The organism is Candidatus Aramenus sp. CH1 (assembly GCA_022678445.1).
Lineage (GTDB): Archaea > Thermoproteota > Thermoprotei_A > Sulfolobales > Sulfolobaceae > Aramenus.
The window spans coordinates 118,383-145,051 of sequence record JALBWU010000001.1 but is presented as its reverse complement, the minus strand read 5'-3'; the positions used below and the strand labels follow the sequence as shown (position 1 = coordinate 145,051).

Here is a 26,669-nt window from a genome sequence, read left to right as displayed (position 1 = left end):
AGTCGAGACAGATGGACGAAAAGATAGGTAACCTAAAAGGTGGAATGGAAAGCGTAAATGTAACCGCAAGAGTTCTCGAAGTAGGAGAACAAAAGACAATCCAGACGAAGAATGGTCCCCGAACCATTCGTGAGCTTGTTGTTGGGGACGAGACTGGTAGGGTCAAGCTCACGCTATGGGGGACCAAGTTCGACGACGTCAAGCAAGGGCAGGCAATAAGGGTGGAGAACGGCTGGACGACTGTCTTCAGAGGGCAGGTACAACTAAACGCCGGTAGCAAGTCTACTGTGTCCGAAGTAGAGGACAACTCAGCCCCAAGCGAGGACCAGATCCCAGAGAATATGCCCACCGACAACTCCTTCCAGCCTAGAAGAAGTTTTAGAGGTAGAGGCGGAGGAGGAAGGAGGTTCGGCAGAGGCCCTAGGAGACCTAGGGAAGAAGACGAAGAAGGAGGAGAAGAGGAGTGAACTTCGACGAAATAAAGGACGTAAAGCCGGTTAGGAAGGGAGAGGTAATAGACAAGTCTGAGGACGGAGAGAACTACATTATCAAGCTCGCAGAGGACAAGATCTACGAGGTAGCCCCCATAGCGTTTTACGTGTGGAACATGTGTGACGGAGAGAAGACCGTAAGCCAGATCATAGAGGAGATAAGCAAAGAGGCGAACATCGAGTCTTCTCAGATAAGGGACCCAATAGTAACCGTGTTAGAGCAATTGCAGGAAGCGTCCCTTATCTCCATATAAAAATAAATTTGTTTTTCCCCATCTTTCCCTTATGAGGGCTATTCTTCCAGAAGATTCACTGTTATCTGCAGAGGAGGCTCTCTCTATCTTCGAGGGCAGGCTCCCTCCGAGGCCCCTTGTAGTCTCTCTCCCCCTCCTAGACGCCCTAGGTAAGGCATCAGCGGAGGACGTCTTCTCCCCAATTGACTTGCCCCCCTTTTCCCGGTCAACAGTTGACGGCTTCGCTTTGAGGGCAGAGGACACGCCTGGCACCCTGAGGGTTGTAGGGAAGGTGCCCATTGGCGAGTACAAGGAGCTCAAGGTCTCCAGGGGAGAGGCGGTGGAGGTCGACACGGGGTCCCTCCTCCCAGAGGGGGCAAACGCCGTAGTCAAGGTGGAAGAGGTAGACGTCAAGGGAAACGAGGTCGTCGTTAAGGGAAAGGTAAGGTTTGGCCAGAACGTCGCGTGGGTCGGGAGCGACGTACCTAGGGGGTTCCAGCTCCTCAAAAGGGGCGAGGTAATAACCCCGGAGAAGGTGGCTGCCCTAGCCTCGGTCGGGGTGAAAGAAGTCAAGGTGTACTCTCCGAGAGTCTACGTTATAGTCACGGGGGACGAGCTCGTTGAGCCAGGCGAAAAGCTGGACAAGGGGAAGGTGTACGAGAGCAACGCTCACTACCTCCTCTCGAGGCTAAGGGACTACGTTTCCGTGGGCTACTTCCTAGTAAGGGACGACAAGGAGGAGATAAGGAAGGCGTTGGAAAACGCCCTCTCCATGGCCGACGTAGTAATCCTGACAGGCGGTACGAGCGCGGGGGAGAAGGACTACGTGCACCAAGTAATCAGGGAGATGGGGGAAATAGTTGTGCACGGCATAAAGTTTAAGCCCGGAAAGCCCACGATCCTGGCAGTAGTGAAGGGGAAGCCAGTGTTTGGCCTTCCGGGAAACGTCGTGTCCACCATCATGGTCTACGAACAAGTAATAAGGAAGTACCTAGACAGGATGGCGTCCCTAGGGCAGAGGGAGGAGGCAAAGGTGAAGGCAAAGGCGCTGTTGCCTGCAGAGGGGGACAAGAGGAGGTTCACCTACCTACCTGTGTACCTCCTACACGGTAAGGACTCGCTCTACTTCCTCTCAGTACCATTTGACAGCCACATGATAGGTACCTTCTCCTCTGCAGACGGCTACATAGTCCTCCCTCCTGGGGCGAGGGTGGAGGAGGACCAGGAGGCTGAGGTCGTGGTGAAGGTCAAGGAAGTACCGCCCACCCTGCTGGGGGAGGAGGACGTGTCCTTCAAGGACGTGGAGCTGAGGAAGGTATTCCTAGGCTCCTATCCCGCGTGCAAGGCGTTGGAGAAGGGTGTAGGGGAAGTCCTGGTGGTGAGCTCCCTCGTGTGCGAGCCAAAGGACTACACGTACTCCTTTGACAGGGACGTCCTAGTTAACGGCGAGGGGGAGGAGGTGGGCTACCACGAGTGGGTGGGGATGAGCAGGCTAGTCAAAAACCCCTCGGTGAGGCTCAAGTCCCCTTCCACCGCTCCCTACTTCTTGGGAAGGGCAAAGGTGTACGCCCCCAGGGGGTACATCGAGGGGCAGAGGGCCTTTACCGAGAGGATTTACGTTGTGAGCAGGATAGGGAAATTCCAGTGAGGAATTTTTTAAAACTGTTCAATTCAATAAATCTTATATGTGAAAGAGGTAGACCACAAGGTATGTCAGTTACTGCCAAGGCGTTTTCAAGTTCCGCGAACTTGGGTTCGGGCTTTGACGTGCTTTCAATGGCCCATAAGGCCTTCTACGACCAGGTGACCGCAGAACTGAAGGGGAGGGGCGAGCTAAAGGTTTCAGTTATATCGTCAGACACGCCACAGGACGTTGAAAAGAATTCCGCAGGTTACGCAGTGAAGAAATTGTTAGAAACGCTTGGAATAAAGGCAGAAATTTCATTATTAGTAAAAAAAGGTATACCCTACGGCCTCGGCCTCGGGAGCAGTGGCGCCTCTGCCTCAGCCGCCGTCGCAGCGGTTAACGAGCTCCTCGACCTCGGTTTGAGCCCCGACGAGCAGGTTGAGTTCGCCAAGCTTGGCGAGATAGCCTCCTCCGGTTCTCCTCACCCCGACAACGTGGCCGCGAGCACGTTTGGCGGGATAGTGGCAGTTACCTCTACTTCTCCCACGAGGGTCGTCAGGGTCCCCAACTCCCTTCACTTCAAGCTCCTCCTGATTGTTCCAGAGAAGGGAGGCGAGGGGAAGACGAAGAAGGCCAGGGAGATGTTGCCCTCCTCCGTGCCCTTGGAAAAGTACGTCGGCAACGCCAGGTACTTGGTCTCCCTCATAGTGGGCCTGACCAAGGGCGACAGGGACCTCGTAAAGCGGGGCCTCAACGATGACGTCTTTGAGGTGGCAAGGCTTCCCCTCTTCCCGCACTACAATAAGGTGAAGGAGGTCGCGTTGGAGAGGGACGCCGTGGGCGTCTGCGTCAGCGGTGCAGGTCCCTCAATCCTTGTCCTCTACGACGAGAGGACTGACGTAGAGGGAATTGTGTCGTCCTCAAGGGAGGTTTGCAAGTCCTTTGGGATTAACTGCAATTTCCTGAAGACTGAGCTGGCGGAGGGGGTAAGGGTTGAGAGAAGGGACTAAGATCTCCAGGGAGACCTACGACGACGAGACAGGGGCAATTACTACCCCAATATTTCAGTCAACAGCCTTTAGGTTCCCCAAGGGCGAGAAGTACCGCTATTCGAGGGAGGTAAACCCTACAACGGCGGAGCTCGCCAAGAAGTTCGCCGAGATAGAGGGCGGGGAGATGGGCGCGGCCTTTTCCTCGGGGATGGGGTCAATAACAACTACCCTCTTCTCCCTCCTCTCTCCTGGTTCCTCCCTCCTCGTGACCATGGACATGTTCGGCAGGTCCTTGAGGTTCGCCAAGGACTTCCTGAGGAACTGGGGGGTGAAGGTCGACGTATCCCCGCCGGGAAACGACAACCTCCTAGATATGGCTAAGAGGCATCACACGGTAGTGTTCGTGGAGAGCATAACCAACCCGTTGCTTCGTGTAGTCGACGTGGAGAACTTGGCTAAGATATGCAAGGAGAACGGTAGCGTCTTGGTGGTAGACTCCACCTTTGCGACCCCTGTGAATCAGAAGCCCTTGGAGTTGGGGGCGGACGTGGTCGTGGAGAGTGCGTCCAAGTTCTTGGCTGGGCACAACGACGTCATAGCGGGGCTCTCCGCAGGACCTGCGCCTATAATGACTAAGGTAGACCAGATGAGGAGGACCCTGGGTACGTCACTGGAGCCCTCCCCAGCTTACCTAGTATTAAGGGGGCTAAAGACTTTGAAGGTAAGGATGGACGTGATCAACAGGAACGCCATACAAGTGGCGGAGTTCCTCGAGGACCACCCCAAGGTGCAGAGGGTCTACTACCCAGGACTCGAGTCCCACCCAGACCACTCCGTGGCGAGGAGAGTGCTGAAGGGCTACGGCGGGGTCGTGAGCTTTGACGTGAGAGGGACGACAAACGACGCGTTAAAGTTGATGCAGTCCCTGAAGATAATAATCCCGGCCCAGAGCTTGGGAGGGGTTAACTCCCTGATCTCCCACCCTCCCACCATGAGTCACAGGACTCTCACGCCGGAAGAGAGGAAGGCAATAGGGCTAAACGAGGGGCTGTTGAGGCTGTCTGTGGGGATTGAGGACGTCGAGGATCTGATAGAGGATCTTGACCAGGCACTCAAGTCCATTTGACCTCCTCAGCGTCTAGGTTCCTTTAAGAGGAAGATTTTTATAGAAAAATTCACCTAAAAATTTTACGGAGTATGGCGAAAGTAAAGAGGGGTCTGTCGAACGCCTTTTCCACGCTGATTCTGGTCATTACATCGATAGTTATAGCCATATTATTGGTCGCGTTCTCCTTTGGCCTCTCCGGGGCAATATCCTCTACCCCAGTAGGTACTCAGCTTGGTACAGCCTACATCTCTCCCACAGGGGATGGCCACTACGAACTAACTGTGACCTTCAAGGTTACGGGAAAAGTCGACCTCGTCTCCGTTTCCTTGGACAACCAGAACGTCACCTTTTACGAAAGGGGGAACGCCACTGCCCCTGTAGTACTTTACACTGGCGTGGACTCGCTGACCCTGTGCTTAGTTCCCACTACCGCTGTACCTCAGGGCACCTACGTGACCCTTGACTTGGGCTTCAGCAACGGGGAAACGTTGCTCGTGACCGCAATTTACTTGAACCAGTGAAAGGTCTACGTCCTCCTTGCCCCCTTTTAACCTTTGTTTATAAGCTAAAAAATGTATAAAATATATTGTGGGAAGTAGTGGAAAATAGGCTATTAGAACTACCTAAGAAATTCCTTGAGTCCCTGTCTTCGCCCTTCGTAGGTAGGGAGGAGGAGGCCAAGGTAATAACCCTTGCCTTGATAACGAAGGAGCACGTTTCGCTAATAGGGGAGCCGGGCACAGCAAAGTCCGCCTTAGCCAGGAGGGCAGCTGAGATATTGAACGCCAAGTTCTTCATGTACCTGCTCACCAAGTACACTGAACCAGCCGAGCTCTTCGGTGCACTTGACATAAACGCCCTCAAGCAGGGGGTGTACAAGAGGATAACCAAGGACAAGTTACCGGAGAGCGAGCTCGCCTTCCTCGACGAGATCTTCAACGCCAACTCCGCTATCCTCAACGCCCTCCTCTCCCTGTTGAACGAGAGGGTAATATACGATGGGTACAACGTGATCAAGGTACCCCTGAGGACGCTCATAAGCGCCTCCAACAGGGTCCCAGACGAGCCAGAGCTTGAGGCGCTTTACGATAGGTTGCTGTTGAGGCACTACGCTAGGCCAATAGGGGAAGACCTATGGAAGAGCTTGCTGGACTCTGCGTGGGAGTTGGAGTTCAGCGACAAGTGGAAGGTGACTTCGCCAGTTATGTCCATACAAGACCTCGACGCCATTTACTCCATGCTGACGGAGGTGGACTTGAGCTCCGTGAAAAGCAAGTTGCTAAAGCTGTTTGCTATGCTTGAGGAAAAGGGGATACACTTAAGTGACAGGAGGAAGGGCAAGGTTCTAAAGCTAGTAGCAGCGCACTCACTGCTCAACGGGAGGCTGAGGGCCAGCGAAGAAGATCTAATAGTGCTCAAGTACATAGCCCCCAAGGAGATAGACGACTTCGAGAAGGTGTCGGCACTCCTCTCTGAGGAGCTTAAGACCCCCATCAAGTACATGAGGGAGCTCAACGAGATATACAACAACATCAAGGAGGCGGGGAAGTACGTTGACTCTGCCTCAGAGAGCGATCCAAGGCTAATTGACTTGATCAGAACGTTGAGGGCAACTAGAGACAGGGTGATCGCCCTAGGTAAGGAGAGCGGGGAGGAGAAGGTGGAGCAGTTCTCGAGGGAAGTGAGCTCCGAAATAGACAAGCTCCTTGAGAAGGTGGCCAAAAAGCTGGGGATATACTCATGAGCGGCCTTTTAGTTGGGGTGGACTACGAGGACCCCATAGTGAAGTATAGGGGAGAGAGGATCTCCTATACGCTGAAAAAGGTGTCGGGTAGAGAGTCCAACGTAGACCCGGCTTTCCTAATAGACACCTATTACATCCACTACCTACCTTTACCCTTGCTGAAGCCTAAGTCAGACGTGGATCCCAAGGACGGGATAAAGTTCACCCTCTTGGACATGACCTTGGCCTCTGACGTTGTTAACAGGAACAGGAACTACTCAATAGCAAACTCGGCAGTGAGTATGGCGCTCTCCGTAAGCTACGTCCAGAACTTAATCGAGGAGCTGGAGAGGATCAGGAGGACTTCCCAGTCCCAAGAGGAGAGGCAGGCGGCAGAGCAGATCCTCAACGGGCTCATGAAGGGAAGTTCAGGGAAAGAGGGCGAGGAGAAACAGCAACAACAGCAGTCGCAGCAGCCCCAGGAGTCCGTCAACAAGGTTATGAAGCAGGCACATGAAAAGGCCCTCTCCAAGGCAGCAGAGGATGCCAGTGCCGTGAGGAGCATGCAGAGGATAGTGGGAGGCAACGGAGCAGGGACAGGGAGCATGTTGAACTTTGAGGGGGAGATCCACGAGGTCCTGAGGCTAGCTAGGAACACCGAGATAAAGAAGATCCTCGAGTTCCTCAACGGGATACCCAAGCTGGGGAGCATAACCAAAAGGAGGACGACTAGGTACACTAAGGGAGAGCTCTACGGCTACGAGGAGGGTTCCGACCTAGAGAGGTTGGTGCCATCTGAGCTGGCGATGCCAGAGGAGCTCTTCTACGTGAAGTTAGCTGAGAACGAGCTGTTGCTTTACCAGAAACAGATAAAGGAGACCTTGGGCCCCATTTACCTCTTGCTGGACAAGTCGGGCAGTATGGACGGGGAGAAGATACTTTGGGCAAAGGCGGTTGCCCTTGCCCTCTACAGTAGGGCTAAGAGGGAGAACAGGGACTTTTACTTGAGGTTCTTCGACAACATACCCTATCCCCTGATTAAGGTCATAAAGAACGCAAAGAGCAAGGACGTGATAAAGATGGTGGAGTACATTGGCAAGATAAGGGGAGGGGGAGGGACAGACATAAGCAGGTCAATAATCTCGGCGTGTGAGGACATAAAGGAGGGCCACGTAAAGGGGGTAAGCGACGTCATAATCCTCACCGACGGTGAGGACAAGATAGCTGAGACCACGGTGAGGAGGTACTTAAAGGAGGCAAACGCGACTTTGATCAGCGTCATGATAAGGGGGGACAACGCCGACTTGAGGAGGATTTCAGACAACTACTTCGTGGTATACAAGCTAGACCAAAACGACTTGTTGAAGGTAGTAGAGGCGTAAGGGGTTTAGAAAAGCTTTTTTTGTAAAGCTCTAAACTAAATCTTGGCCATACCCAGCCAACGTTCCACGCAACCGTGGCAGAATGAGGCTGGGGCCTCCTCTCCTTTTCTTCACTTTTTCAACTTGGATAGGTAGTCCCTCAAAAACTCAAGGTCCTTTAGCAAGTCCGTTGGGCTCCGCTCTTGTAGCCACATTAGCCCTCCAGCAGCGTCCACCACTTCTCCTGAGAGCTTTAGCTCCTTGACTCTGTCCTTCCAGTTGAAGGGTAACTTGGAGATCACGTGTACGTAGATTTCTCCAGTTAGCCTCAGGTGTACTTTCCCCCACATGAGATCCTGAACCTTGTACTCTAGTTCCTTGGCGAAGGGTGCCCTCCCTGGTCTCTCTGACACTTCCTTCCATTCGCCGACCTCTGCGCCCGCCCTCTTTAACGCGTTCACGACTTCTTCCTCTATAGTCATTTCCACCACCTCAAGCGAACCCCTTTTCCTTGAGTACATTCTGGGTCAACTTACTTATCCCTAGCTCTTCTGGGGAGAAGCCAAATGCCAGTCCTAAGAGTTGGGTCACGTAGATGGCTGGGAGCGTCCAGTTTACACTGAACTCGTTCTTTACCTTTAGCTGGATGACGTCTAGCTGTAGGTGGCAGAGACTGCACGGGTGCACTAGGATGTCGGCGCCGGAGCTCTTGGCTGAGCTGAGCACGTTGTAGGCCAACTTTAGCCCGCCCTTAGGGTTGCTCCCCATGAGGGGGAAGCCACAGCACGCCGCTCTCATAGGGAAAGTCACCGGGGTAGCCCCAGTGGTAGAGATTAAGTCCTCCAGGCTATGTGGTTTAAAAGCCGGCTCGAACCCCATCACCTGCTCTGGCCTAAGCATCTGGCAACCGTAGTAAGCCCCTACCTTCAGCCCCGTCAAGGGCCTCTTAACGAGTGACTTTATCTTCTCCAGTCCTACGTCTCTCACTAGAACCCACACTATGTGCTCCGCGGTTGCCTTTCCAGAGTACTCAACCTTTGCGTCATTTAGTCTCTTGTCCACTTCTTTCCTCAAGTCCCTGTTCTCGTGGTACTTGTGCGAGGCAAGTCTGTGGCTCTGCAGGCACACGCTACACGGTGTGACCATCTTCTGTAGCCCCATCTTCTCCACGTTGGACAAGTTCCTCAAGTTTAGCGCAGTGTGGGTTACCTCGTCTCTCTCGTCCAGGAAGCCCCCACCACAGCAGTTCCAGTCCTCAACTTCGACAAGTTCTATCCCCAACACCTCTGCTACCTTTTTTGTCGCTATGTCCACGTCCTTTGAGAGCCCGTGGGTGGCACACCCAGGGTAATAGGCTATCTTGTTGCTGTTGTTTGTCATCTCACTCACCCATCAACTTTTTGAGTTGCTCAATGTTCTTAACCTTCTCTTCCTTAATAAGCGCGTACTTGAGCTTCCCGTTCTGGAACGCGTAGATGAGGTCGGTCAGGGAGCCTAGGACGCCGTAGGTCTTCAAGTAGACCGAGGCCTCCTGGATCTTCCCGGTCTCCCTTATTGACTCCTCTATCGCCTCGATGTGCCTTTCGCCGGTGTTGGCGACGGGCGTCCTTTCTCTCAAGAACCTGGTGTGGGCCCTCGTCTTCTTTATTGCCGTCACCGGTTCCACGTCCCTTGGGCAGACGTTAAAGCACATGTAACAGTAGGTGCACCTCCACGCGCTGTCCACCAGGATCTTGAGCCTCTCCTCGTATATTGTGTCCCTGGGGTCTGCCAGGAACCTATAGCCCTTTGCGTGCGCGGCGGGGCCTAGGAACTCCAGGTCTATCCTCACTGCAGGACACGCTGAGACGCATAGCCCACACCAGATGCACTGCTCGAACTTCCACAGCTCCCTCTGGTCTTCAGGCTTTAGCCTATGCTCTGCCTTTCCTTCCAGTACCTCCTTGGACGGGTAGAGCCTCGGCTTGACCTTGAACATCCTCGAGTAGAAGTCCTCCATGTCCACTATGAGGTCCTTCTCCCTCTTGAAGAAGTCCATTGGCTCTACCGTTATTACGTTAGAGCCGTACTTCTTGACAACGTCCAACGCCAAGGTCTTACATGCGAGCCTCGGTTCTCCGTTTATCTTCATTGCACAGCTACCGCACACGGCCATGTGGCAGGACGCCCTGTAAGCCAGGGTCGGGTCCTGCTCGGTCTTTATCCGCCTAAGCACTTCGGTCATCTGCGTAAACCTGTCTACCTTCAGCTTGTACTCCTGCCACCACTCTCCCTTCTCTTGGTTGAACCTCCTTACCCTTACAACGATCTCCTGCTCGTTCTCCATTTCAGTACACCCTCGCCTCCGGCTGGAACCTGGTGATCTTAACTGGATTGTAGTCTATCTCAATAGTGTTCCCCCTTAAGTAGGCAACGGTGTGCTTGAGCCAGTTCTTGTCGTCCCTCTCTGGGTAGTCGGTTCTGTAGTGGGCACCCCTAGACTCCTTCCTGTTCAAGGCAGCTGTGGCTATCACTATTGCCAGATCGAGCATGTTCCTCAGCTCCAAGGCGTTGAAGAACTCGGTGTTGTAGCTCTTGCTCTTGTCCAACACGTACATCCTCTTTGCCTCCTCTCTCAGCTTCAGCACGTCAGAGATGGCAGTCTTTAGCCCGTCCTCGTCCCTGAATATCCCCACGTTGTCCCACATTGTCTTCCTTAGGTTGTTGAGAATAACGCCGAAGTGCTCTCCGCTCTCGCTCTTGACGAAGGAGTACGCTTCGTCCACTACCTTCTCTGCCTCCTTGTCCACGCTCGCCGAGGACTCCGTCGCCTCCTTTAAGAACGAGGCCACTGCCCTCCCGGTCTCCCTGCCAAAGACCAAGGTCTCAAGAAGGGAGTTAGACCCCAGCCTGTTCGCCCCATGTACGGACACGCAAGCGGCCTCTCCCGCAGCGAAGAGTCCTATCAAGTCCCGGTTTGTCCCAGTTATGTCAACGTCGATCCCCCCCATGTAGTAGTGCTGTGCAGGCCTCACTGGAATGGGTTCCTTTGTGGCGTCCACTCCGGCGAAGTTCATAGCAGCCTCGTATGCGAGGGCCAGCCTCTCCTTGATGTACTCCTCGCCTAAGTGAGTTAAGTCGAGGCCAACGTATCCTCCAGGGAACCCTCTCCCCTCCCTTATCTCAGTTACTATTGCCCTAGACGCTATGTCCCTTGGGGCCAAGTCCAACTTCTTTGGCGCGTACCTGGCCATGAACCTCTCTCCCTTCACGTTCCTGAGTATGCCTCCCTCTCCCCTCGCGGCCTCGCTTATGAGGATATCTGAGGGGTAAAGGGCAGTGGGGTGGAACTGGACGAACTCCGGATCCTTTATTGCCGCCCCTGCCCTCAACGCCATAGCGTAGCCGTCCCCGGTGTTTATGTAAGCGTTCGTGGTGTGCTGGTAGAGCATCCCCATGCCCCCAGTGGCCATTACCACGGCCCTCGCCCTGAAGAAGGCGGGGCTCATGGACCTCATCTCCATTGCGACTAGTCCTACTACCTTCCTTTCGTCCTTTATCAGGTCCAGGGCGAACCACTCGTTGTAGAAGTCTATGTCGAGCCCTGACACCCTCTGGAAGAGGGCGTGGAGCAAGGCCATCCCTGTCTTGTCGCCCACGAACCTAGTCCTAGGGTAAGTTTGCCCGCCAAAGTACCTCACTGCAACCCTTCCGTCGGGTTGCCTGTTGAATAGTGTTCCCCAGCTCTCCATTATCTTGACTATCTCTCCAGACTTATTGGATAGGAGCTCCGCCGCGTCTTGGTCCACTAGGTAGTCCCCACCCTTGACCGTGTCGTAGGTCATGTAGTCGGGGTTGTCGTTTGGGTCGGAGTTCCCCGGGATGTAAGCTGCTATACCTCCCTCTGCAGAGGACGAGTGCGACCTAGTTGGGAAGACCTTAGAGATTACCGCTACCTTGAAGCCAGAGGACGCGATCTCGTGGGCTGCCATTAGTCCAGCAAGTCCGCCTCCCACGACCACTGCGTCGTAAGAGAGTTTGTCCATATGCATCAAGTCAGTTTAAAAAATATAAACTTTAGTCAGAAATTTCTGAGAGATTGTCTACAACGATCTTGGGCTTTACGTCGCTCCTCTCAACGTCCTCCTTCTTTGCTATTCCCGTGAGCACCAAGACCGTGTCGGCCCCAATGGAGTTCCCCATCCTTATGTCAGTCTCCAGCTGGTCGCCTATGACCACCACCTTACTCAAGTCCCTTATCCCGGAGATCTCCATGGCCACGTCTATGATCCACTTGTTGGGCTTCCCGGCTATGAAGTCCGGGCTCCTGTTCAGCGCATAGATGATCGCGCTGGCTAGGGCCCCGGCCCCCAGCTTCAGCCCGTCCTTCGAAGGCCAGAGCCTGTCCATGTTAGTTACCACGAACTTGGACCCCCTGGCTATGCACCTCATCCCTGCGGAGAGCTTGTCGTAAGTGCTCAGCCTGTCTAGTCCCAAGACTACCGCGTCTGGGGTGTTCTCCTCTACCTCGCTCATGTACATCACCTTGAAGCCGAAGTTCCTCATCTCCTCTATTAGTCCTTCCTCCCCGATAACGAAGACGGATCCCACGTTCATGCGCCTCTTCATGTAGATGGCAGCAGCTAGTCCACTGGTGATTATGTTGTTGGGCGTTACCTTTAGGCCCAAGTAGCTGAGCTGTCTTGCCAGGATAACTCTGCTGAACCCGGAGTTGTTCGTGACGAATACGACCTTCTTCCTCTCCTCCATCAGCCTCCTCATAACGGAGAGGTTTTCCCAGATGGGCTCCCCTTCCCTTACAATGACTCCATCTACGTCGCTTATGATCAACTCATAGTCCCTTAACAACTCTCCTCAACTCCTCGAGCCTCTCCTTTACTTTAGCGCTTAATTGTTTTTCGTCGAAGACGAAGCCGTAGAGGCCCCAGGGGCTGTAGAGGGCGTCGTAGCAGTCCCACCTCCCTGGAAAGGGAGGCATGACCTTGAAGTAGGTGACTTTACCCCTAAACAGGAAGAGGAGGTACTCCTCCCCTTCTCCCCTGAGCACGAAGAGGTCGCAGTCGTTTAAGCTATTGTGTATGACCTTCTTTACGCCGACCTCCTCAGCCTTTAGCTCTACCAAATTTAAACCCCCACAGTTGTCATTAAATCGTGGATTCAGAAAAAGTTACCAGAAAGTTCTACTCCAAGATGATAAGGTTACCCAGCAACGAAGTACTAGTTGGGGTAAACGGAGTTGAGTGGGCGTTGGTGTTGGCAAGGGGAATAGAGATAGGCATCGACTTTGCCCTGTCCTTTTTCGCTTACCTCTTCGCCCTTTTGTTGGTTTTCAGGTTAAAGTGGCGCACAGTTGTAGCCCTTTCCACTATATTCTCCTTCATCTACTTGGTCTTCTCGCTCTTCCCTGCATATTTCCTTTACTCTTTTGGGACTTTCCTCCCCCTAGTAGACTACCCCCTCCTTATTGACTACAAGGAGACAAAGGCAATATTACTCTCGACTTCGGCTACCTTCTTCCCCTTGTTAGTAACCCTTACCAAGGACTGGATCTTCTACGCTTACGTAATCGCTGTGGCCTTGCTGACGAGCTTTTACATTTACTCAATTAACAGGAAGGGCCTTAAGGTCATAGGCATCTCGTCCATGAACGTCGTAAGACCCTTCATAAGGGCTATTAACTACAAGAGGGAGGCAGAGGTAGAGAACTTCCTCGAGAAGATCTCCATCCCCTACTACGCCCACGTATACGTCTTGAAGGTCGACGGACAAAAGCTCGTCGTGCCGGAAGTCCACTACGGGTTGTACGGCACCGTGGGTAGCTCCTACTTCCCGTACGACCTAGAGGAAAAGGTAAATGACTCTACGGCCTTTCATGGACCGGGGAGCCATGACATCGACGTCCCGTCCAGGAAGTACTCCCTAGAGGTCATATCCAAGGTGTCCAAAGCGTTAGAGGATATGGAGGAGAACGAGTTTTACGGCATAAGGTTTAACGACATAGGGAGCTTTAGGTTGACCACTTTGTCCTTTGACAAGTCCTCCTTGACCTTTGTGGAGAGACCAGGGAAGGGCATAGACGACCTCCCCACTTCCCTCTGGAAGGACATGATCGCTAACAACAATTTCTTGGTTGACTGCCACAACGAGTCGCTTGTGGAGGATTTCTCCAAGGAAGAGATATCCCAGCTGAAGAGCTTCGTCAGGAGGAGGAGAGAGGGAAGGAGGAGGCCCCTCCTGTTTGCCTACTCAGAGGGATCATTAGACAAGGAGTGCGAGGGACTTTGCTCGAGGAAGGTCAAGGTGTTTGTCTTTAGTGACGAGGAGAAGAAGGTGGCCATAGTGTACGTGTACGGCAACAACGCGTCAAGAGAGTTGAAGGAGCAAGTATACGGGAAGCTTGCTGGACTCGTGGACAGGGCTATCCTAGTGACCCCAGACGACCACTCGTGCACTGGGACTAGTTTGGGCAACCTCTACACCCCTTCTCAGCCCTGTCCCTCCCTCGTGGATCTCTCCTACAAGCTGACCCTTGACGCCCTCAGCAAGATGAGGGAAGTCGACTCTTCACAGAAGGTGACAAAGGTTAAGACGAAAGTTATAGGTAAGATAATATCGGCAATGGTGGAGGGGCTGGAAAAAGTGGGCAACTATACCTTGAGGACTTTCTGGATACCCATAGCGTCCTCTTACGTCCTCCTCTTCCTCTTTTCCTCACTTTATGCTCTGCTCAAACTGTGAGAGCGCGTTTTCTACTCTTGCCTTCCACATGGGGAGTTCCTTGGGGTTCCTCGGGTACTCCTTGTAGATGGACTTCATCTCCTTCATGTACTCTGCCACGGTCTTGAGCTTGAAGAGCAGGGAGGGCTTGCCTAGGGCGGAGATGACCCTCATGGCCTTGTCCACAACGGAGAGCTGTAGGTCTCCCTTGAGGCTCGTCTCCAGCAGGTCCTCTTCCCTTATCACCCTCTTCTTCATGCCGTAGTTTATCTCGTCGTCGGAGAGCCTCTGGAGGAACCTCCTGAACAGCTCTAGGCTAGCCTGCTTTGCCCCGTACCTCTCGTTGTAGCATATGTTGGTCTCCCATAGGGACTCTGCAGAGAAGTCGCCCACCTCGAAGGCGTTGAGCACGGCCTTAGCTGCGCAGAACCCGGATATCATGGCCGAGCCCTTCCCTCCTCCGTGTACTGGGTTAGCGGTAAAGGCGGAGTCCCCTACCACTATTATGCCGTTCCAGACGAGGGTCGATATGGGTCTCCTAGTGGGGACAAGGGCCCCTCCCTTTACCACTACCCTGTCTAGGTCTGGGGCGTAGTCCTTCAAGTACTTCTGGTAATACGTGTATATACTGGGGTAACCCATTCCACCCTGGATTCCAAGACCTACGTTGACCTTGTCCTTGCCCTTGGGGAAGTACCACCAGTAACCTCCAGGTGATGCCTTCTGGTTTATGAATATCCTCAAGTACCCTGGGTCCTCGATCTCGTCCTTTGTTATTCCCACCTCCCTGTAGGCTATGTCAGAGTCCCTGTCGTCAAGTAACTCACTTACGGGGAGCTCCTGTGGCAACTTGCTCCTGAAGCTCATAGAGTACCCAGTTGCCTCTATCACGACCTTCGCCTTGACCTCAGTCTGCTGTTCCCTCCTCCTGTCGAAGATAACCGCGCCCCTTATGAAGCCGTCTTCAAATATGGGCTTCATAGCGGTTGTCTGATCCATGACCTCTACGCCCCTGTCCTGGGCCTCCCTAAGTAGCCTCTGGGTGTAGGCCGGGGCGTTTATCTCGAACCCCTCACCGTCAACTTTCCACATTGTCTCGTTGTCGGGGCTGTAAATCTTGATCCCCTGGATCTTCTGCTCGAGCTGTTCTCCTTCAGGATAGGGCATGCCTAAGTTGTCGAAGTGATCCTTGCTTACAGCGTCACCACAGGGCTTGTCCCCTATCCTGTTCCAAGGCTTGCTGTCTATGAGGAGGACTTTTAGTCCCTTCTTTGCGAGGTGCCACGCAGAAGTAGCACCCGCGAAACCTCCTCCAATAATTAACACGTCGTAGTTGTTCAAGATATTTCGCCTCTCTTTTTTGGCTTTCAATATTAAAAAATTACTTACATAAGTCCTTGAGCATATTTGCCTTTACTGAGTTCGGTAAGCTGTCTAGCACCTTCCTCAACGCGTACTTGTTCTCTTCACCGCAGACCATTATGACCCCCTTAATGTCCTTCTCCTCTTGTACCTTCTTGAGCATCTTGTCCAAGTCGCTCGTCCTCCAGACGTAGATCTCGAGCCCGAGGTCTATGTTGTCCAGTATCGCCTCCCTTGTCGACGCCAAGAAGTCCCAGTACTCCACGTCTTCTAAGACGTGCACGATGATCTTCTTGCCCTTCAAAGCCCTCACTTCCCTTAACAAAGTCCTGAAGAAGTCTGTGTTCTCTTCGAGCTTCGCGGAGAATATGGCTACAACTGGCCTGTAATCGGATTCCATAAAGGGGTAAAACCCGACGAGTTAAAAACGTTTAGCTAAGCGTCCTTATGTAGTGGTTGGAGTCGGTTATGACCAAGTAGCCCCTGGTCTCCTGCGGGAACTCCCTGGTTATCCCTCCCGTGTAGATGACCCTGGCCAACTTGTCTATTTCCAGCCTCTTTTGCTGGCCTACAACTATCCAGTCCCACGGCCCCGCCTTCAGGTCTTTCCTCAATTGATCAACCTCCCCCTGGTGCCCGTGCATTATGTAGTACTTAACCGAGGAAACGTCGGCCACGTACATGGTAGTGCCTATTATTTCCTCCCTGTACCTCGGTTCTGCCATGATGCACTTGATGGCGTGGGGGTCCATGTCCCCCTGGATGTAGACTATCTGTGCCCACGGCGCTATGCTCCTAATCACGTACAGGACGTCTATTACCCTTGGGCACTCGTAGTCCCAGTAGCACTGAGTGGTGTCGCCGTTGAGGACTATTACCTCGGGCTCCTCCTTCTTCACTATTGACGAGAGCGTGCTCTCTATGTGAGGCTCGGGGAACCTTATGTTGCTCATGACTAGTAGCTTCATTAGATTTCACCTTCAAACAAGAGAATCTTTTCTCCTCCGGGGTATTTAATTCCTCTAGGCATACCCTTGGTGTTGAAGAACGCAGTAGCGTGGCCCCTACTGTCTATGGCTATCATACCCAAGTTGTCCTTCCCAAAGAGCTCCGTCACCTTGTTGACCACGCTCCTCACGCTGTCCTCCACAGTGAACCCCATGGACACCAGTATGTCGACTTCCTTCGCTGGCAGAACCCTCAGTATGATTTCCCCTATCCCCGTGGAGGAAACTGCAACGTTGCTCGTCGCGTAGTAGCCAGCCCCGGGAATAGGGGAGTCGCCTACCCTGCCGGGCAACTTCCCCTTTATCCCGCCAGTGCTCGTGCCAGCCACGAGGTTCCCGTCCTTGTCCAGCGCCACTGCCCCGACCGTATCCCCGTCGTGGAGCCCCCTGCCAATGGTCAACGCCTCCTCAACCTTCCCCGTCATGAGCACGTGCCTGCCGTCTAACATGACCTTTAGGGCCTCCCTTATGGGGTTCTTCACCTTCACTGAGGCCACTGCCCCCACCCTCATGGCGTTGCCGTGCATTATCCCCGCGTCCATCTCGACCTCGCCCAACGCGTTCTTGTAGCTACCCTTGCCAGCGTCAAAGTAACCCGAGTCCTCCATGTACGCTATGCTCTCCACCACCGCCTCAATAGCGCTCCCCTTGGAAAAGAAATCGTAGCCGTAATCTAGGGCCCGCCTTATTTCCCTTAGGACGACGTCGTGTTCCCTTTCCTTCCAGCTCCCCGCGCCTCCGTGGACTAGGAGGACTGGCTGACTGTACTTCACGCGTTATATTACCATTAGATATTTTTATTTTTGTTAACTATTAACCAACGACCAAGATGAAGCAGTGGCAAACTACGTCAATCGCCATCCTACTCGTGTTATTGCCTGCTATCCCTGCCTTCGTCCGTTCCTTCTACGGTTTTGTAGGTGGGTCTGTTGTGGGCTTTGTTATAGCCCTCTACCTGTTCCTCCAGTACAAGCCTTGGGAAAGCCTGAACAACGCCGTGGTGTCCACGTTCTTCACGGGGATATTCGCCTTTGGCCTAGGCTTGGCGGTATTCCTAGACCTCCCAATGAAGCCAAAGGACTACGCCCTAGTGACGTTGGCCTTTTCCATACCGTTCGTGGTTAGCCTAGCGTTCCTGTTAAGGCCCTTGATCGGCAACCTCTTGAGGGTCGACTTGATCAAGTTCGGCAACGGCTACGTGGCCATGTTGATCGTGGTGATAATAGGGGCGATAATAGGGAGGTTCTTCCACAACTTCTACGAGCTTATAGTCTTGTATTCCGGGTTTATTACGCTAGGAATAATAGCTTATTTGTACTTTAAAGAGTGATATTTTTATGCAGATTGCAGTAGTGGGAGGAGGGCCAGCCGGGATATCGCTAGCCTACTTCCTAAGGGGCTCCAAGCACGAGGTCACAGTATACGAGGGCCTCTCCACCTTGGGCGTTAAGCCCTGTGCGTGGGGGGTGCTCTCAGACATAGACAAGGTAATAGACGTTTCAAAGGAGAGCGTCATAAGCGAGATCAAGGGGTTTAGGGTATACCTAGACAACAAGTTGCTGTACGAAGTGGGGAAGAAGTCGAAGCTCGGCTACATAGTTGACAAGCCGCTGTTCCTTAAGCTCTTGGCGGAGAAGGTTGACGTTAAGTTCAACGCCAAGGTGGTGACGAAGAACGGAAAGGTTTTCGTCAACGGGGAAGAGCTAAAGGCAGATAAGGTGATATACGCCACAGGGCACTACTCCCTGCCTAAGGAGTACACGATACCCGCGATACAGTACATGACCGACTATAACATTGACCCCGAAATAGTGGAGATGTACTTCTATTCCGACCTCCTGGGCTACGGTTGGGTCTTCCCGGAGAGGGATGGAGCTAAAATAGGCATAGGGGGTTACGCAGACGTAAACTTCCTAAAGGAGAGGCTAAAGACCATACTCAAGGGGAGGGTAAAGGGCTTCCAAGGGGCCAGGGTGAACGACTATGGCATAGTGGAGGAGAGGCTTAACGGTGACTACGTGGGGGAGGCCTTGGGCACAGTGTACGCGGTCACGGGCGAGGGGATAAGGCCTTCCATAATCTCCTCTAAGATAATGGCCAAGTCCATCCTGGAGGGTAAGGACTTCAGGAAGGAGTTCACGTCCAGCCAGCTCTACTCCAGTCTAAAGGTTCATGCGAGGGTAATAGCCCACGCCAAGAGGACAAACTCAGTCAAGGGACTTGAAAGGGTATTACTGAAGGCTGACCCTGAGTTGGTAATAAAGTTCTCCATGGGCGAGTTCAGTAAAATAGATCTGCTTAAATTATTCGGGAGGATGATATTTTAATGAACGATTTTTACTACCTAGACGACGTCGACAAGAAAATCCTGAACATACTCCAACAGGACTCTAGGATATCTTACTCGAAGCTAGCTAAGATGCTCAACCTAAGCGAGTCGACCATCCACATGAGGGTCAGGAGGCTCAGGGAGTCAGGGGTTATAAGGACCTTCACTATAGACGTCAACTTGGAGAAGGTGGGGTTAAACGTCCTTGCCTTCGTCCTCATAAAGGCAGATCCAAAGAGGTACGAAGAGGTGCTCAGGGAGATAGGGAACATGAAGGAGGTCTACGAGATATACGACGTCACTGGGGAGTACTACGCTCTACTCAAGGTCAGAGTGAGCGCCAAAGAGGAGTTGGCAAAGGTGCTGGACAGGATAGGCAACATGCCCGGCGTGACCTCAACTTACACCATGTTCGTGTTGAGGACTATCAAGGAAAAAAGGATGTTCGAGGAGTGATCAGGGCGAGAGCTCCACATCACTTCTCAGACGGTTTGCTTTTTCCTCATTTCCTACCGTTTCTTATGACGTGCTCCACTATGTACTTTGCGGGGTTAATGGACGTGGCAGTCATGAACCCCTTCCAAAGGGGAGCTCCGTTGACCTCTAGTACCTTGTAGCCCCCCTCCAAATCCTCCACTATGTCTATGCCGGAGTACTCCAAGCCGAGGACCTCGTTGACCTTCACGCTCAGCTCCACTATCTCCTTTGGTGGCACCATTACTTGGGTTGTTGCGCCTTGAGCCACGTTTGTCTTCCAGTTGTTGGGGGAAATCCTGTAGACCGCCCCCAGCACTTCGCCCCCTACCACGAAGGCCCTAATGTCCCTCCCTGGCTTCTTCACGTACTTCTGGATGTAAACTGGCTGGTTTATGGCCAAGATCGACTTTGCCACCCTAAAGGCAATGTCTGGATCGCTGGCCTTTACCGAGCCCAAGCCGAGGCTCCCTACCACGGGCTTTATCACTACTTCTCCCCACTTTTCCGTTAGCCTCATTGCCTCAATTGGGTCCTCCACTAACGCAGTCTCCGGAACCGGTATGTTGTTCTTCTTCAGCACCATTAGGCTCCTGAATTTGTCCCTCGCCAGCAACATGGAAGAGGGCCTGTTTACTATGTACACCCCGGAGGTCCTCATCTCTTCTAGTACGTCTATCCTCTTCATCAACTGCTCGGTAGTGACTATGAAGCCCAAGTTCCTCAAGATCCCTCCGTCAAAGCTCACCTCTCTCCCTGCATAGGTGAAGGTTATCCCGTCCTTCTCTATTATACCACTCAGCTTTGAAGGCCTAACGTAGTAGGCGACGTGGCCCTTGTTCTTTATCTCGAGTAATAACTGCTTAGAAGCCTCTGTGACCTTCTGAGACTCGTGGATGACCGCAATCCTTATGACTTTTCACCAAGATTTAACGCGACCTAAAACATTTTATTCTTTATTCCCGCCTCTGAGAGGAGACCGTACGCCAAAAAGTCCGGCAGTGCGTACAGGGTGTCCTTTAGCTCTGGGGATACCGGAATGGAGTCGAGGACCTTTAAGTACTCCGTCTTGTGCTCCTCTACCATAAGGGATACGAAGGGGTCAACTTTGCCCTGCGTGAGCTCGAAGAGTTGCCTCGCGCTCCCCACCAAGTTCTCCTTGTCCAAAGAGACGCAGTCCACGTAGTCGTCCACCAACTGGTATATGATACCCAAGTGCTTCCCTAGGCCAATTAGTCTGTCCACAAGGTCTTCCCTCTTGGAGGAAAAGGACGCCAACATTGTCGGAAGCTTGAAGAGGCTGGCCGTCTTGAGCTCTATGGTCTTGAGGTACTCCGACTTGTCCCCGTATAAGTCCTTTAGTGCCCCCACTGATGTGTCCTTCCAGAGCTCTATGCTTATGTTGAGGGCCTTGCTACCGTATCGGGAGATGATGTTGAGGGCTGTCGGTATTAAGTAGTTGGAGACGAAGATCACCTTCCTGTTTGTGTAAACGGCCCACGCTGCCTTCTTTCCCCTCCTGGTCTCGTCGTAGTCCACTATGTCGTCTAGTGCGAGTGAGGCGGAGTGGAGGATCTCCGTTGCCAGCGCCCCAGGGTACGCGTCCTCCTCCCTCCCTCCGAGGGCGTCGTTAAAGAGGAGCATCATTGTCCCCCTGAACCTCTTTCCGTCGTTCATTATGTACTTGCTTACCTCCAGCGTCTCCCAGTCCCTTATGTCGGCAAGGAAGCCCCTGATTATCTCGTCGATAGTCTGCTTGCTCTTCGCCCAGAACTCCAGGACGTCCACAGCAATCCCTTCACTTATTTGTTTAACTTTATTATATAAGATATTATTGTCAAGTATATTGGTGCCATCAAGGGGTCTACGTCAAGGAGAACTTCCTTGACCTTCATCGAATTCTTCCTTAGCTGAAAAGAAATTCTTCTCATCGTCAAGGCGTCTATCCCAGTAAATATCACGTTTGAATTATAAAAGTTTGTATCGTAATAGGTTTTAACGTTTTTACCTATGTTTTCCTCCACCAAAGACCTGGCTGGCATCAACACCGGGGAGAGGATCACGTCAAGTTCGGGGTCAATCTCCATAGCCTTCCTCTCCGCCCATTCCTTGAGGTCAGAGAAGTCCATCTCCTCTAACAACCTCCTCGCCCTGGCCGAGGTAGAGGAACTTAAGGCGGACTTTAGGACGGAGAGGGACAAATTGACCTCGCAGAGCTCCTCCTTTAGCTGTTGCACTCTTACGCCTCCCTTCCCCTCCACGTTGCCACAGGTGAAGAGGTCTGCGTTGATCTCCAGGGACCACAAGTTGTCTAAGGTCTCCTTTACCTCGCTCTGATCGTTGGCGAACACTAGGACGTCCTTTTCGTCCGCGTAAGCATCCTCGAGGAAGAGCATCTCGTGGAGCGGGACTACCTTTACCACTTTTCCCTCAAGCTCTATCTTCGCCCTCTCGTACGTGAAGGCGGGTAGCTCCATCCCCCTTCCGTACGCTACAAGGGAGTAGTTACCTAGGGGTAAGTCCTTGGGTTTGAGCTTTGAGATCAAACTAGAGCTGTCTTTAGGGAATTGCAACACGAACACTCCTCTGGCCTGTCTGGTAACCTCTTTATTACCTCGTATAAAAGCTTCCTGGCCTTCTCCGTGTTCTCGGCCATTACCTTGGTCACTTCCTCTGCAGTGACCGGGATGTCTGCAAAGACGTCATAGTCGGTGACCATGGCTATAGTAGCGTAGCACATCTGCAGTTCGCAGGCCAGGTTGACTTCTGGCACTAGCGTCATGCCTATTATGTCGGCCTTGAAGACCTCCTTCCATACCTTGCTCTCAGCCCTAGTGGAGAACCTAGGCCCCTCTATGCATATGTAGGTGCCAGAGGGATGAGTGTTTATGCCCAGGTCCCTCGCCGCTCCTATTATCACCTTCCTCAAGCTATTGCAGAAGGGGTCAGCCATGGAGACGTGTGCTACAACGGGGCCGTCGAAGAAGGTGTACTGCCTTCCCTTTGTCATGTCTATGAACTGGTCTGGCACTACGAAGTCCCCTGGCTTGTAGTCCATCCTTAAACTACCCACAGCGGAGACAGATATCACCCACTTCGCCCCAAGCTCGTGGAGGGCCCACAAGTTCGCCCTGTAGTTTATCTTGTGCGGGGGTATCCTGTGCCTCCTGCCGTGCCTAGGAAGGAAGGCTACCTTCCTTCCCTCCACTGTGCCTACGGTTATGAGGTCGCTGGTGTCGCCATACGGCGTGTACACCTTTATCTCCTTGGAGTCAGAAAAAATCTTGGGGTCGTAAATCCCGGAACCGCCGATGATCGCCACGTCCACCTTCTCGTAGTTGAGCATAGGGAAAAGTTGTAAACCTAGTATTAAAGTCTAAACCAAAAATTTGATTAATGTTTATTTTCAGATATTTTGGGTAATATAACTTGCCAAAAATCCCCGTGAAGGTTGTAAAATGGGAGGACGTAGTCCAGTGGTCAACCGACCTAGCCGAGAAGATAAGGGACAAGTACTCCCCTGACGTCATAATAGCAGTGGCGAGAGGGGGACTAGTGCCCTCGAGGCTGGTGGCGGACGTCCTCGGTATAACAGACGTCCTTTCCATAAAGGTAGAGCACTGGGTAGTCACTGCATCCCATACGCCCGAGGCAAAGATAAAGTACCCCTTTAAGGTCGACTTGAGCGGTAAGAGGGTGATAATCATAGACGACATAACGGACACAGGGGACAGCCTAATCCTAGCGGAGAAGTACGTGAGGGAGAACTTCAACCCCCTTGACGTCAAGACCGCTACAATGCAGCACATCAAACCCTCCTCTAAGTACGTCCCTGACTTCTACGCCTTCGAGGTAACTGACTGGGCGTGGTTTATGTACCCCTGGAACTACTGGGAGGACGAGATAAACCTAGTCAGGAAGATCTTGGCGGAGAAGGGGGAGATGGAGCTTTCCCAGTTGGAGAAGGAGTTCAGGGAGAGCTACGGCATAGAGCCACCAATCCCCCTGAGCAAGATATTGGAGGAAATGAGGAGGAGAAAAATCCTCTAGTCTACCTTGAACCTCAGCTTTCCAACAGCCCCTCCGAACGTCTTTTTTATCCACTCCGCCTCTGGTAACTCGTCCCCCACCACGTACACCTTGGTGCCGTACTTTTCAGCCTCTTGGATAACCTTCTGCAGTTCAAGGTTTTCCTCGTCGTACACTATTAGGCTGTCAACAGCTCCCATCTCGAGCGCCTTCTTTATGTAGTCGAGGCCGTAGACTATGAGGCCGTCGTCCTTTGCCAAGTGGTACTTGAGCTCGTCCATCAAGTTCTGAACTTCTACGTACTTCTGGGACTTCAGCACATCCTTCATCCTCATCACCATCTCCCTCAGTCCTGCCTCTCCCTGGTCTCCGAGATCTACTAGGGGCTCGAGCACAAGTTTCTTAAGCCTATAGTCCATGTAGTCGCCGTCGAAGAAGTCCTTCTTGGCGTAGCCTGGCCCTCCCAGCAGGATTCCCTTAAGCTTGCCCTCTTCAAGGAGGGGGACAAAGTGCTGGTTCACCTTCTCCCCTACTTCCTTGAGGAAGTTGTGGTACATCTCCTCGATGATCCTATCTATTCTTCGTTGCGACTGACCTCCCATCATGTGTTTGCCTGGAACGAATCCCTCGAACTCCTCCAGGACGAGTATCCTAGAACCCCTTAGGATGCCTATGGTCGCCTGGTCCCTCTCCACTATTATGAGCCCGTAGACCTCGTTCTCCTCGGTCATGTCCTCTAGGAACTCAGTGTGGAAGTACTTGTCCGTCCTGTAGAAGTACACAGTCACCTTTTCTGGAGGAGAGAAGACGTAGCACTTGTACTCCTCCGTGTCGAAGTTCTCACCGCAGAAGAGGACTAGGCCGTTGTCCGGTACCTTTGAGAAGCTCATCAGCCTGTCTATTGCGCCAGATATTGCAGCCTCAACAGCGTCCCTAGTCCTCTTTAGCTTGATGTTCTGGGCTATCGACGCCTCTTGCCTCAACATGTTCACTACGTCTGAGATCGGCCTACCAGGAGGTATATAGAGCGAGAGAAGGACTGTGGCGGGGGCAGACCACTTCTTGAGTTCCCTTAACAGGGTCTTCAACTCCTGCTTACTTAGGACGTACTTGTCAAAGACTCATCCCTAATCAGAAGAAATTAGTGAGTCTCCACTTAAAAAGTTGGTGAGAAGCACGAGACGGATAGAAAACGTTTTTAGGTTTTGAAGAGGATTTTAAATTGCGGGGATGCCCGAGCTAGGCCAAAGGGGGTGGACTGAGGCTCCACTGGCGTAGGCCTGCGTGGGTTCAAGTCCCACTCCCCGCACGATGCATGCCAAAAGGGATTGAAAGAAGTATTGCAAGAGGTTACAGAATGTGGTTTGAAGAATAAGGTAAAGTCGTTGCTAAGGGCTAACATTTACAAGCAAGAGAGGAATGAACATTCCTCTTTACCATCACACTACATTTACACTGCTTGTGAAGATGCAAGCATTAGGTTAAAGAGTTTTATGAAGAGGAAGAAACAAGGTAAGGCTTATACTGATAAGCCGGAGTTAAAGAACGTCTCTGTGCACTTAGAGATGATCACTTATGGAAGTTTTCACTGAGCGAGGTGAGAATCTCGACAAAGGATGGTTGGGTGTCACTAGAACCATTTTTCACAAAACTCTTTTGGAAGTATTACAATAACGGTTGGGTTTTAGCTAGTGAATCATCTTTCAAACTGTGTAAGGGGAGCGTGGTAAAATTATACTTAGTTTTTAAGAAATCATCAAAGCCTTACGATGCTAAAGAGTATATATCAGTTTGAGTTAAATGAGAATAACGTTTCCCTACTGCTAGATGGTAAGCCATTATTGGTAGAGACTAACATTAAGAGGATAACTCTTGGATATGCTTATAAGAGGAAGAAGATTGAGAGTGATAGGTCAACGAAGACTAGGGAGGCTAAGAGGGCTTTAAAGATGAGAGAGGTTTAAGAAGTTAGACATTAGAAGGAAGTTGGCTAAGTTAATTGTTTTGGAAGCACTTGGAGAGAGAGTAAGGGCATAGTTTTAGAGGACTTGCCTAAGAATACTCCGGAAAAATAGTTCGAGATATTAAGGATAAGCAGTTGAGGGATAGGATTTATAAGTCAGCTTTTGCCTCTTTAAAGAGTGCTATTGTTGAGAAGGCTAGGGAGTTTGGTGTACCAGCGTTACTAGTTAATCCCGCTTATACTTCTTCTGTATGCCCTATACACGAGTGTAAAATTGTTTACTCACCGGATGGGGACTCTGCTCCAAGGGTTGGGTGTTTGTGATAAGGGAAGAGAAAAGTGGCATAGGGATGCAGTTGCTTTGTATAATCTTTTAGGGAAGGCTGGTAATGTGAGCCCCGTGCCGTTGAGCTCGAAGAGTCCCATAACCCTCCTACCTTAAGGTTAGGTAGGTGGTTGAGGGCTAAGTCTCTACACTTGACCTTGAGTGTCAATAAAATGACGGGAAGGACAGTGTAGAGACAAACGGTACTCTGTCCTTCCCTATCTTAACCTCACTCCCTCATGAGACCCTAGGAACCAGAATAACAGCTTGCAAGTGACAAGAAGCTGAAGGACGTACTTTATTTTAGTTCCAATACGGCTGTTTTGTAAGAGGCCCCATTTCCCGTTGTTATAACCCCTAAGATACTACACCTCTCTGTACAGGACGTATGACAGTATTACAGCGTAAGGTATTGTTAATATGTCGACAACAGGAAAGAAGGACAGAACTGAGGCTATGTAGACCACGAGAAAGGACACGGGATCCTTCTGGAGGGAGTTACTGAGCCAATCTAGGGCCTTCCCAACGCCCTTTAGCCTTGACCTATACACGAAAGGGTAAGAGAGGAACAGAAAGGATAGGGATAAGGCGTCGACCAACAAGGACAAGGGCAAGAAGGAAAAGGCGAGCAGGAACACCCCAAGCACTACACCGAGGGCTATTACTGAGCCAAGCCTCGAGTTCACGTCGCTTACCACGTCGCTCAACCTAGGGGATATCATGTAACCTGAGAACGCCATCCCCGCCTCAAGGGAGAACGCTATCCCCTCTATGAGGTACACTATCACGTTGGTGAGCGGGGAAGGGAAGAAACGCAGGAGCACTAATTCCAGGAGGAAGGCCACCACTGATATTATTATCACGGGCAGTATAATCGGTAGCCTGGAGACCAGCTCCTTGAAGGCGTATTCCACCCTCGACAAGCTTA

At 52.1% G+C, this 26,669-nt stretch carries 29 protein-coding genes, 1 tRNA gene and 1 pseudogene; 15 read left to right on the top strand and 16 right to left on the bottom strand.

Features of this window, described 5'->3' with window-relative positions; all coding sequences use genetic code 11:
- Positions 1-11: 11 nt before the first annotated feature.
- The 8 genes from MPF33_00775 to MPF33_00740 all read left to right on the top strand — a co-directional run bounded on the left by MPF33_00775 (position 12) and on the right by MPF33_00740 (position 7,556).
- A complete protein-coding gene (locus MPF33_00775; protein ID MCI2413778.1) occupies positions 12-467 on the top strand; it encodes a single-stranded DNA-binding protein in 456 nt (151 codons plus the stop codon).
- Positions 464-745: a PqqD family protein gene (locus MPF33_00770; GenBank protein ID MCI2413777.1), complete on the top strand. Its 282-nt coding sequence runs from the start codon at positions 464-466 to the stop codon at positions 743-745. The genes MPF33_00775 and MPF33_00770 overlap by 4 nt, the downstream gene beginning before the upstream one ends.
- Before the next feature lie 31 nt (positions 746-776).
- Positions 777-2,372: a molybdopterin-binding protein gene (locus MPF33_00765; protein ID MCI2413776.1), complete on the top strand. Its 1,596-nt coding sequence runs from the start codon at positions 777-779 to the stop codon at positions 2,370-2,372.
- 62 nt (positions 2,373-2,434) lie between these two features.
- Positions 2,435-3,361, top strand: a complete 927-nt coding sequence (locus MPF33_00760) for a homoserine kinase (protein MCI2413775.1) — start codon at positions 2,435-2,437, stop codon at positions 3,359-3,361.
- Entirely contained in the window at positions 3,345-4,469 is a 1,125-nt protein-coding gene (locus MPF33_00755; GenBank protein MCI2413774.1) for an aminotransferase class I/II-fold pyridoxal phosphate-dependent enzyme, read from the top strand. The genes MPF33_00760 and MPF33_00755 overlap by 17 nt, the downstream gene beginning before the upstream one ends.
- 71 nt (positions 4,470-4,540) lie before the next feature.
- Positions 4,541-4,972, top strand: a complete 432-nt coding sequence (locus tag MPF33_00750) for a hypothetical protein (GenBank protein MCI2413773.1) — start codon at positions 4,541-4,543, stop codon at positions 4,970-4,972.
- Between the two features lie 65 nt (positions 4,973-5,037).
- Positions 5,038-6,195, top strand: a complete 1,158-nt coding sequence (locus tag MPF33_00745; protein ID MCI2413772.1) for a MoxR family ATPase — start codon at positions 5,038-5,040, stop codon at positions 6,193-6,195.
- Positions 6,192-7,556, top strand: coding sequence for a VWA domain-containing protein (locus tag MPF33_00740; protein ID MCI2413771.1), 1,365 nt, complete (start codon positions 6,192-6,194; stop codon positions 7,554-7,556). The genes MPF33_00745 and MPF33_00740 overlap by 4 nt, the downstream gene beginning before the upstream one ends.
- A 110-nt stretch (positions 7,557-7,666) precedes the next feature.
- On the opposite strand, the gene MPF33_00735 is transcribed toward MPF33_00740, so the two are convergent.
- Genes MPF33_00735 through MPF33_00710 form a run of 6 tightly spaced genes read right to left on the bottom strand, consistent with a single transcriptional unit; the run spans position 7,667 to position 12,657 of the window.
- Positions 7,667-8,017, bottom strand: coding sequence for a succinate dehydrogenase (locus MPF33_00735; GenBank protein ID MCI2413770.1), 351 nt, complete (start codon positions 8,015-8,017; stop codon positions 7,667-7,669).
- A 10-nt stretch (positions 8,018-8,027) separates the two neighbouring features.
- Positions 8,028-8,915 (bottom strand): CoB--CoM heterodisulfide reductase iron-sulfur subunit B family protein, encoded by an 888-nt coding sequence (locus tag MPF33_00730; GenBank protein ID MCI2413769.1) that lies wholly within the window; start codon positions 8,913-8,915, stop codon positions 8,028-8,030.
- Between the two features lies 1 nt (position 8,916).
- Entirely contained in the window at positions 8,917-9,861 is a 945-nt protein-coding gene (locus tag MPF33_00725; protein ID MCI2413768.1) for a succinate dehydrogenase/fumarate reductase iron-sulfur subunit, read from the bottom strand.
- Position 9,862: 1 nt separating this feature from the next.
- Complete coding sequence (locus tag MPF33_00720) at positions 9,863-11,560, bottom strand: succinate dehydrogenase flavoprotein subunit (protein ID MCI2413767.1); 1,698 nt, start codon at positions 11,558-11,560, stop codon at positions 9,863-9,865.
- A 31-nt stretch (positions 11,561-11,591) separates the two neighbouring features.
- Entirely contained in the window at positions 11,592-12,383 is a 792-nt protein-coding gene (locus MPF33_00715) for an HAD-IIA family hydrolase (GenBank protein ID MCI2413766.1), read from the bottom strand.
- On the bottom strand, positions 12,367-12,657 hold the full coding sequence (locus MPF33_00710) for a hypothetical protein (GenBank protein ID MCI2413765.1): 291 nt from the start codon (positions 12,655-12,657) through the stop codon (positions 12,367-12,369). Before MPF33_00710 ends, MPF33_00715 begins: the two co-directional genes overlap by 17 nt.
- A 29-nt stretch (positions 12,658-12,686) precedes the next feature.
- Between MPF33_00710 and MPF33_00705 the strand changes: the two genes are divergently transcribed.
- The gene (locus tag MPF33_00705; GenBank protein ID MCI2413764.1) at positions 12,687-14,273 is read left to right on the top strand and encodes a DUF2070 family protein; all 1,587 of its coding nucleotides are present in this window, start codon (positions 12,687-12,689) and stop codon (positions 14,271-14,273) included.
- Here the strand turns inward: MPF33_00705 and MPF33_00700 are convergent.
- From MPF33_00700 to MPF33_00685, 4 genes are read right to left on the bottom strand one after another with little or no spacing between them, the layout of a single operon-like run.
- On the bottom strand, positions 14,247-15,596 hold the full coding sequence (locus MPF33_00700; protein MCI2413763.1) for a geranylgeranyl reductase family protein: 1,350 nt from the start codon (positions 15,594-15,596) through the stop codon (positions 14,247-14,249). The two genes, MPF33_00705 and MPF33_00700, sit on opposite strands and share 27 nt — an antisense overlap.
- Positions 15,597-15,633: 37 nt before the next feature.
- Positions 15,634-16,014, bottom strand: coding sequence for a hypothetical protein (locus MPF33_00695; GenBank protein MCI2413762.1), 381 nt, complete (start codon positions 16,012-16,014; stop codon positions 15,634-15,636).
- Between the two features lie 31 nt (positions 16,015-16,045).
- Positions 16,046-16,582 (bottom strand): phosphoesterase, encoded by a 537-nt coding sequence (locus MPF33_00690; protein MCI2413761.1) that lies wholly within the window; start codon positions 16,580-16,582, stop codon positions 16,046-16,048.
- Positions 16,582-17,394 carry an isoaspartyl peptidase/L-asparaginase gene (locus MPF33_00685; GenBank protein MCI2413760.1) on the bottom strand — a complete coding sequence of 271 codons (813 nt, stop codon included), beginning with the start codon at positions 17,392-17,394 and terminating at the stop codon, positions 16,582-16,584. The genes MPF33_00690 and MPF33_00685 overlap by 1 nt, the downstream gene beginning before the upstream one ends.
- Positions 17,395-17,450: 56 nt before the next feature.
- Between MPF33_00685 and MPF33_00680 the strand changes: the two genes are divergently transcribed.
- Genes MPF33_00680 through MPF33_00670 form a run of 3 tightly spaced genes read left to right on the top strand, consistent with a single transcriptional unit; the run spans position 17,451 to position 19,406 of the window.
- The gene (locus tag MPF33_00680; GenBank protein MCI2413759.1) at positions 17,451-17,951 is read left to right on the top strand and encodes a hypothetical protein; all 501 of its coding nucleotides are present in this window, start codon (positions 17,451-17,453) and stop codon (positions 17,949-17,951) included.
- A 7-nt stretch (positions 17,952-17,958) separates the two neighbouring features.
- Positions 17,959-18,948 carry an NAD(P)/FAD-dependent oxidoreductase gene (locus tag MPF33_00675; protein ID MCI2413758.1) on the top strand — a complete coding sequence of 330 codons (990 nt, stop codon included), beginning with the start codon at positions 17,959-17,961 and terminating at the stop codon, positions 18,946-18,948.
- Entirely contained in the window at positions 18,948-19,406 is a 459-nt protein-coding gene (locus tag MPF33_00670; GenBank protein MCI2413757.1) for an Lrp/AsnC family transcriptional regulator, read from the top strand. Before MPF33_00675 ends, MPF33_00670 begins: the two co-directional genes overlap by 1 nt.
- A gap of 46 nt (positions 19,407-19,452) precedes the next feature.
- On the opposite strand, the gene MPF33_00665 is transcribed toward MPF33_00670, so the two are convergent.
- The 4 genes from MPF33_00665 to MPF33_00650 form a co-directional block, all read right to left on the bottom strand.
- Positions 19,453-20,172, bottom strand: a complete 720-nt coding sequence (locus MPF33_00665; protein MCI2413756.1) for a RimK family alpha-L-glutamate ligase — start codon at positions 20,170-20,172, stop codon at positions 19,453-19,455.
- A gap of 191 nt (positions 20,173-20,363) precedes the next feature.
- On the bottom strand, positions 20,364-21,212 hold the full coding sequence (locus MPF33_00660) for a polyprenyl synthetase family protein (GenBank protein MCI2413755.1): 849 nt from the start codon (positions 21,210-21,212) through the stop codon (positions 20,364-20,366).
- Between the two features lie 14 nt (positions 21,213-21,226).
- Positions 21,227-21,997 (bottom strand): hypothetical protein, encoded by a 771-nt coding sequence (locus MPF33_00655; GenBank protein ID MCI2413754.1) that lies wholly within the window; start codon positions 21,995-21,997, stop codon positions 21,227-21,229.
- Positions 21,967-22,770 carry an S-methyl-5'-thioadenosine phosphorylase gene (locus MPF33_00650; protein MCI2413753.1) on the bottom strand — a complete coding sequence of 268 codons (804 nt, stop codon included), beginning with the start codon at positions 22,768-22,770 and terminating at the stop codon, positions 21,967-21,969. Before MPF33_00650 ends, MPF33_00655 begins: the two co-directional genes overlap by 31 nt.
- A gap of 83 nt (positions 22,771-22,853) precedes the next feature.
- On the opposite strand from MPF33_00650, the gene MPF33_00645 reads away from it, so the two are divergent.
- On the top strand, positions 22,854-23,474 hold the full coding sequence (locus MPF33_00645) for a phosphoribosyltransferase (GenBank protein MCI2413752.1): 621 nt from the start codon (positions 22,854-22,856) through the stop codon (positions 23,472-23,474).
- Here MPF33_00645 and prf1 read toward each other — a convergent pair.
- Complete coding sequence (gene prf1 / locus MPF33_00640; GenBank protein MCI2413751.1) at positions 23,471-24,541, bottom strand: peptide chain release factor aRF-1; 1,071 nt, start codon at positions 24,539-24,541, stop codon at positions 23,471-23,473. The genes MPF33_00645 and prf1 overlap by 4 nt on opposite strands.
- 136 nt (positions 24,542-24,677) lie before the next feature.
- Here prf1 and MPF33_00635 point away from each other — a divergent pair.
- Positions 24,678-24,762 (top strand) — tRNA-Leu (locus MPF33_00635).
- Positions 24,734-25,935 (top strand): annotated as a pseudogene (locus tag MPF33_00630) (transposase). The gene MPF33_00635 and the pseudogene MPF33_00630 overlap by 29 nt, the downstream one beginning before the upstream one ends.
- A 171-nt stretch (positions 25,936-26,106) precedes the next feature.
- Here MPF33_00630 and MPF33_00625 read toward each other — a convergent pair.
- Positions 26,107-26,664, bottom strand: coding sequence for a hypothetical protein (locus MPF33_00625; protein MCI2413750.1), 558 nt, complete (start codon positions 26,662-26,664; stop codon positions 26,107-26,109).
- Between the last annotated feature and the right edge of the window lie 5 nt (positions 26,665-26,669).